Raw genomic sequence first — 5118 nt, forward strand, 5'->3', positions numbered from 1 at the left:
GGCCCGGCGCCGGACGGCGCCGGGCCCGCCCCTGCGGCCCTTCCCGGGCCCGGGGGTTAACTCACCCGGGCCTCGAGGTGCGGCGGGAGCGAGAAAGACGCCGTCCCCCTCTCCCCCGAGTCGGCTCTGCCGAGGGGTCCGTAGCATCGGCGGCATGAGGATCCGCATCGTCGACGCCTTCACCGACCGTCCCTTCGCCGGCAACCCCGCCGGAGTGGTGCTCCTGGAGGACGGGGAGTTCCCGCCCGACGACCTGCTGCAGGACGTGGCAGCCGAGGTCAACCTCTCCGAGACCGCCTTCGCCCACCGGCTGCCCGAGGGATCCGAGGCCCACTGGGCGCTGCGCTGGCTGACCCCGGCCACCGAGGTCGACCTCTGCGGACACGCCACCCTGGCCACCGCCCACGTCCTGCACACCACGGGCCTGGCGACGGGCCCCGTGCGCTTCCGCACCCGCAGCGGGATCCTGACCACCACGACGGAACCGGACGGCGGCCTCACCCTGGACTTCCCCACCGCCCCCCTCACCGAGGTGCCCGTGCCCGAGTGGCTCGCCCCCTGCCTCGCCGGGGACGGCCGCACGGTCGAGCTGCTGGGCGCCTACGACACCGGCCCCCTCGGCGACCTCCTGGTGGAGCTGCCGGACGAGGAGAGCGTCCGGCAGCTCGCACCGGACCACAGGGCGCTGGCTGCCCGGTTCGAGGCCCGAGGCGTCATCGTCACGGCTGCGGCCGGCGCCGGCGTGCGGACGCACGACTTCACCTCGCGCTTCTTCGGCCCGGGGGTGGGTATCGACGAGGACCCCGTGACCGGCAGCGCGCACACCGCCCTCGCCCCGTTCTGGTCCGCCCGCCTCGGCCGGGAGACACTCACCGGCCACCAGGGCGGCCGGCGGCGCGGCTACGTACGGACCCGCCTGCGCGGCGACCGCACCCTGCTGACGGGCCACGCCGTGACCGTCCTCGACGGCGAACTGCTCGCCCCCTGAACGACGGGCCGGTCGAGAGCGGCTCGGCCGGCCGCCTCCGCCGCCTGAGCCGGCGGTCCCACGGCGACCCGTCCCTCCCCCGCGGGCTCACCCGGTGGGAAGCCAGCCCACCTTGCCCGCGAGGAGCGCGTAACCGACGAAGGCCACCGTGTCGATGAGGGAGTGGGCGGCCACCAGCGGCCCGACCCGGCCCCATCGCCGGTAGAGGAGGACGAAGACCACCCCCATCACCACGTTGCCGACGAATCCGCCGATGCCCTGGTAGAGGTGGTAGGAGCCGCGCAGCAGCGCACTGGCGACCAGCGCAGCCGTCGCCGACCAGCCCATCTGGTCCAGCCGCCGCAGCAGGTAGCCCACCACGACGACCTCTTCCAGGACCGCGTTCTGCACCGCGGCGAGGATCAGCACCGGGATGCGCCACCACACCGCAGGCAACGACTCGGGGACGACCGTGAGGTTGGCGCCGCTCGCCCGCGCCCCGAGGTACAGCGCCAGGCCGCTGCCCCCGATGACGGCGGCGACGACCGCCCCCCGCCCCAGGTCGAGCAGGGGGCGCCGGCGGTCCAGCCCCACGACCCGCAGTCCGCCGGCCCCCTCGCGCGTCAGGAGGTGCGCCACCAGGAGGACCGGCACAAGGGCGGTGGCGATGTTGAAAAGCTGCCAGGTCAGGTCCAGCCACGGCCGGCCCGGGGCGTGGGAGCCGTTGAGTATGGCCGACTGGTCGCTCAGCCCACCGGGACGGGTGACCGAGCCGACGAAGCTGATCAGCGCGGACACTCCGCTGGCGCCCAGCGAGAGCGCCAGCACCAGCAGCGTCTCGGTGCGCCACACCTGGCGCGGTACCACTCCCCGCGCTCCGCCGTCCGCGCCCTGAGGGCGCCGGGCTCCCTCGCTCACGCGCTCGCCTTGGGCCACACCGCCGCCTCCGTTCGACCGCCGCCGCTACGCCACCGGCACCCTACGGCGTGGCGGCCTTCCGGACGGCGCCGCCCCGCCCTTGCCGGCTGCTCCGACCGGGCGGGGCCGGTGGGGGGGTGCGCTGCCTGTGCCCCGCTCTGGGTGCACGGCGAGCGGAGCCTCAGCGGCGACGGACGGACACGGCCGCTCCCCGGAGTGCCGCGCTCCGGCTCACTGCGCCGGTCGCTCGGGCGGGTCCAGTGGCCAGGTGTGGACGGGCTGGTCCTCCCACATCAGCTCGGTGTAGCGCCGGGTCACGGCCGCCAGCGCCGCCAACCGGTCCATCCCCTCCTTGCGTGCCCGGTGATAGGCCGCGACCTGCCAGGACGCTCCGTTGACCCGGCTTCGGCACCGCTCCTCGACGATCCCGAGATAGTGGTCCCGGTCGGCGGCGGCCACCCCCCAGGCGTCCAACCCGGAGGCCGCCAGCGGCAGCAGGTGGCGCTGTACCAGTTCGGCCGCGGGGAGCTGCACCAGGCCTCCGGTACGGCCGGGGCGGGGCCAGCTCAGCGTCGCCTCCATGCCGTACCGGCAGGCCGCCTCGAAGTTCTCGGCCGCCGCCTCGAACGGCATCCTCGTCCAGACCGGCCTCGACTCGTCGGCCAGCGCCCGCACCAGGCCGTAGTAGAAGGCGGCGTTGGCGATGACGTCGGTGACGGTCGGGCCGGCCGGCAGGACGCGGTTCTCCACCCGCAGGTGGGGAGCGCCGTCCGCCACGTCGTAGACCGGACGGTTCCAGCGGTAGATGGTCCCGTTGTGCAGCACCAGCTCCGACAGCTCCGGAACGCCGCCCTCCGCGAGCACCGCCAGCGGGTCCTGCTCGCCGCACCTCGGCAGCAACGGGGGGTAGTAGCGCACGTTCTCCTCGAACAGGTCGTACGCCGACTCCACCCAACGTTCACCGAACCACGTCCGCGGACGCACCCCCTGGGCCCGCAGCTCCGGCGGGCGCTCGTCGGTGGCCTGCTGGAACAGGGGCGGCCTGGACTCCCGCCACAGCTCCCTGCCGAAGACGAACGGGGAGTTGGCGCCCACCGCCACCTGCGCCGCGGCGATCGCCTGCGAGGCGTTCCAGGCGGCGGCGAACCTGCGGGGGGTGACCTGGAGGTGGAGCTGGACCGAGGTGCAGGCGGCCTCGGGGGCGATCGTGGAGACGGACATCTCCAGCCGCTCCACGCCCTCGATGTCGAGGCGGAAGTCCTCACCCCGAGCGGCCCGGAGCTGGTTGTCCAGCAGCAGGTAGCGGTCGGCCTCGGAGAGGTTGGAGGAGACCAGGTCCTGCGGGCCCAGCGTGGGGAGCGTGCCGATCATGACGATGCGCGCGTCGAGTTCGCGCGCCTTGCGGTCGGCGTAGCCCAGACCCGTCCGGAGCTCCTCGGCCAGCTGGTCCAGCACCGAGCCGCCCAGCCGGTGCGGCACGACGTTGACCTCCAGGTTGAACTGCGCGAGTTCGGTCTGGAAGTCCTGACTGGCGATGCGCTCCAGGACCTGCGAGTTCATCATGCGGGGCAGCCCGTCGGGGCCTGAGAGGTTGAGTTCGATCTCCAGTCCCATGAGGTTCTTGGGACTGTCGAAACGGCTGTCGTCCAGCAGGGTCCGCAGTGCCTTCTGGCACGCCTGGAGTTTCTCGCGAAAACGCTGCCGGTCGGCGAGGTCTATTCCACCTGCCGTGACCTTCTCGCCCATCGGAGCGTCCTTTCCCCACCGCACCCGGAACGGTGTCCCACCACAGTCGGACGTCGCGTGCGGCCGGGTCCTCGCGCGCTACGGTCGATGATGCCCCGTGGGGTGATCGGTAACGCCTGTTCCCCCCGGGGAACCAGTGGACTCTCCGTAACGGGACGGGTTCCCGGTCCCAGTGGAGTAATCGGCTGGCACATGTGTTCGGCATACGCCGCGCTGACGTGCCGTCTTTGCCGCCGTGACCCGTTTCACCGACGACTTCCGGCCTACCGTCGCAAGGCGGTAATTGCTGGCCGGAGAGTCGAAGGGGTGTCGCTCCAGCGCAAAGGCCCCGCCTCCGCAGGCTTGTTGTCGCCTTGCCTGAAACGACCGGGACGTGTAACCGAAACCTCCGCCCGACAAACCTCGTATAGGCTTCCGGAGGGGCGCAGGAACACTGTTTCGAACCGACTGTCCGCCGGATTTCCGCTTTCCGTCGTCACCCTCAGAGACGGCCGCGTCCGCACACGGTTCCTGCCCCGCGTCGACGCCACCGTCCAGCCGCAGGCCCTTCCCGGCCGCAGGCTACCGGAGGGCGCACCCGTACCGCCCGCGTTTTCCGCACCGCGCGCACGACCCGCACCACCGGCACCACATGCACCACCGTCCCAGCCTGTGTCCTGCTGACAGCGACGTCCGCACGTGCCCAGCACCAACGTCTCACCAGTGAGAGGCGATCCCATGCCGCTGCATGTACTCCCGGCTCCTGCGCCCGCCCTGCGCAGCGTCCAGACGGCCCTGCACTCCCCGACGGCCACCCAGGACGTCCGCACGCCCGCGCTCCGCTCCCACGACACACCACCGGCATGCGAACTGCCTCTGCCCGTCCACGTCCTGACGGGCATCAGCCGCCCCGGGCCGCTGCGCACCCGCCTGACGGGCTGGCGTTTCATGCTCCGCGCACAGGAGCGCACCGTGGCCGCGGCCGAGGCGATGCTCACGGCCGACGGCTGGACCTTCTCCCACTTCTGCGAGGGTCCCTACGTCGCGTCCACCGAGCGCGCCCTGCACCAGGCGGCGCTGGTGAGGGGGGACTACCGGCCGCGCCTGCTGTCGGTGCCCGAGCTGTACATGCTGACGCTGTGGCTGCGGCGGCAGGAACCGCAGGCCCCGGACGGCGATCCGGGGGCGGGCGCGGCAGCCGGGGTGTGGGACGAGGCCGCCGGTACCCTCCCGGCGCCGGCGGACCTGCTCGTCCCGCTGGCCCCCGCGCCCCCCGGCATCGTGGCGCACCGCCCGCACCGGGTGGGGGACCTGCTGCCGAGGCTGACCCGCAGGCTCGCCCCCGCCCCGCTGCTGAGCGGCCGGGCCTGACCTCGGCACCTTCCTGCGGACGTCCGGGGCCGGTGGGCACGGGCGGCGGGGCGCCCCGGCCCCCCCGCTCCCCCCCCCAACCCAAGCGCCCCCGCCCGGGCGTGGGAGGGGCGCGACGCCCCCCCAGGGGGACGGTG

The 5118-nt window shown here is 73.5% G+C and carries 4 protein-coding genes; 2 read left to right on the top strand and 2 right to left on the bottom strand.

Annotated elements, in window-relative coordinates; all coding sequences use genetic code 11:
- Positions 1–154: 154 nt before the first annotated feature.
- Entirely contained in the window at positions 155–988 is an 834-nt protein-coding gene (locus ACFV3R_RS33680) for a PhzF family phenazine biosynthesis protein (RefSeq protein WP_385591124.1), read from the top strand.
- A gap of 87 nt (positions 989–1075) precedes the next feature.
- Here ACFV3R_RS33680 and ACFV3R_RS33685 read toward each other — a convergent pair whose 3' ends face one another.
- Entirely contained in the window at positions 1076–1834 is a 759-nt protein-coding gene (locus ACFV3R_RS33685; protein WP_385591153.1) for a CPBP family intramembrane glutamic endopeptidase, read from the bottom strand.
- Between the two features lie 282 nt (positions 1835–2116).
- On the bottom strand, positions 2117–3631 hold the full coding sequence (locus tag ACFV3R_RS33690; protein ID WP_385591126.1) for a glutamate--cysteine ligase: 1515 nt from the start codon (positions 3629–3631) through the stop codon (positions 2117–2119).
- A gap of 717 nt (positions 3632–4348) precedes the next feature.
- On the opposite strand from ACFV3R_RS33690, the gene ACFV3R_RS33695 reads away from it, so the two are divergent.
- Complete coding sequence (locus ACFV3R_RS33695) at positions 4349–4981, top strand: hypothetical protein (protein WP_385591129.1); 633 nt, start codon at positions 4349–4351, stop codon at positions 4979–4981.
- Positions 4982–5118 lie beyond the last annotated feature (137 nt).

The organism is Streptomyces sp. NPDC059740, assembly GCF_042733155.1.
In the GTDB taxonomy this organism is placed as follows: domain Bacteria; phylum Actinomycetota; class Actinomycetes; order Streptomycetales; family Streptomycetaceae; genus Streptomyces.

What these genes read in the sequence shown, in the direction of transcription:
- ACFV3R_RS33695 (WP_385591129.1), top strand. Translation starts at nt 4,349, where the DNA reads ATGCCGCTGCATGTACTCCCGGCTCCTGCGCCCGCCCTGCGCAGCGTC.
- ACFV3R_RS33690 (WP_385591126.1), bottom strand. Translation starts at nt 3,631, where the DNA reads ATGGGCGAGAAGGTCACGGCAGGTGGAATAGACCTCGCCGACCGGCAG.
- ACFV3R_RS33680 (WP_385591124.1), top strand. Translation starts at nt 155, where the DNA reads ATGAGGATCCGCATCGTCGACGCCTTCACCGACCGTCCCTTCGCCGGC.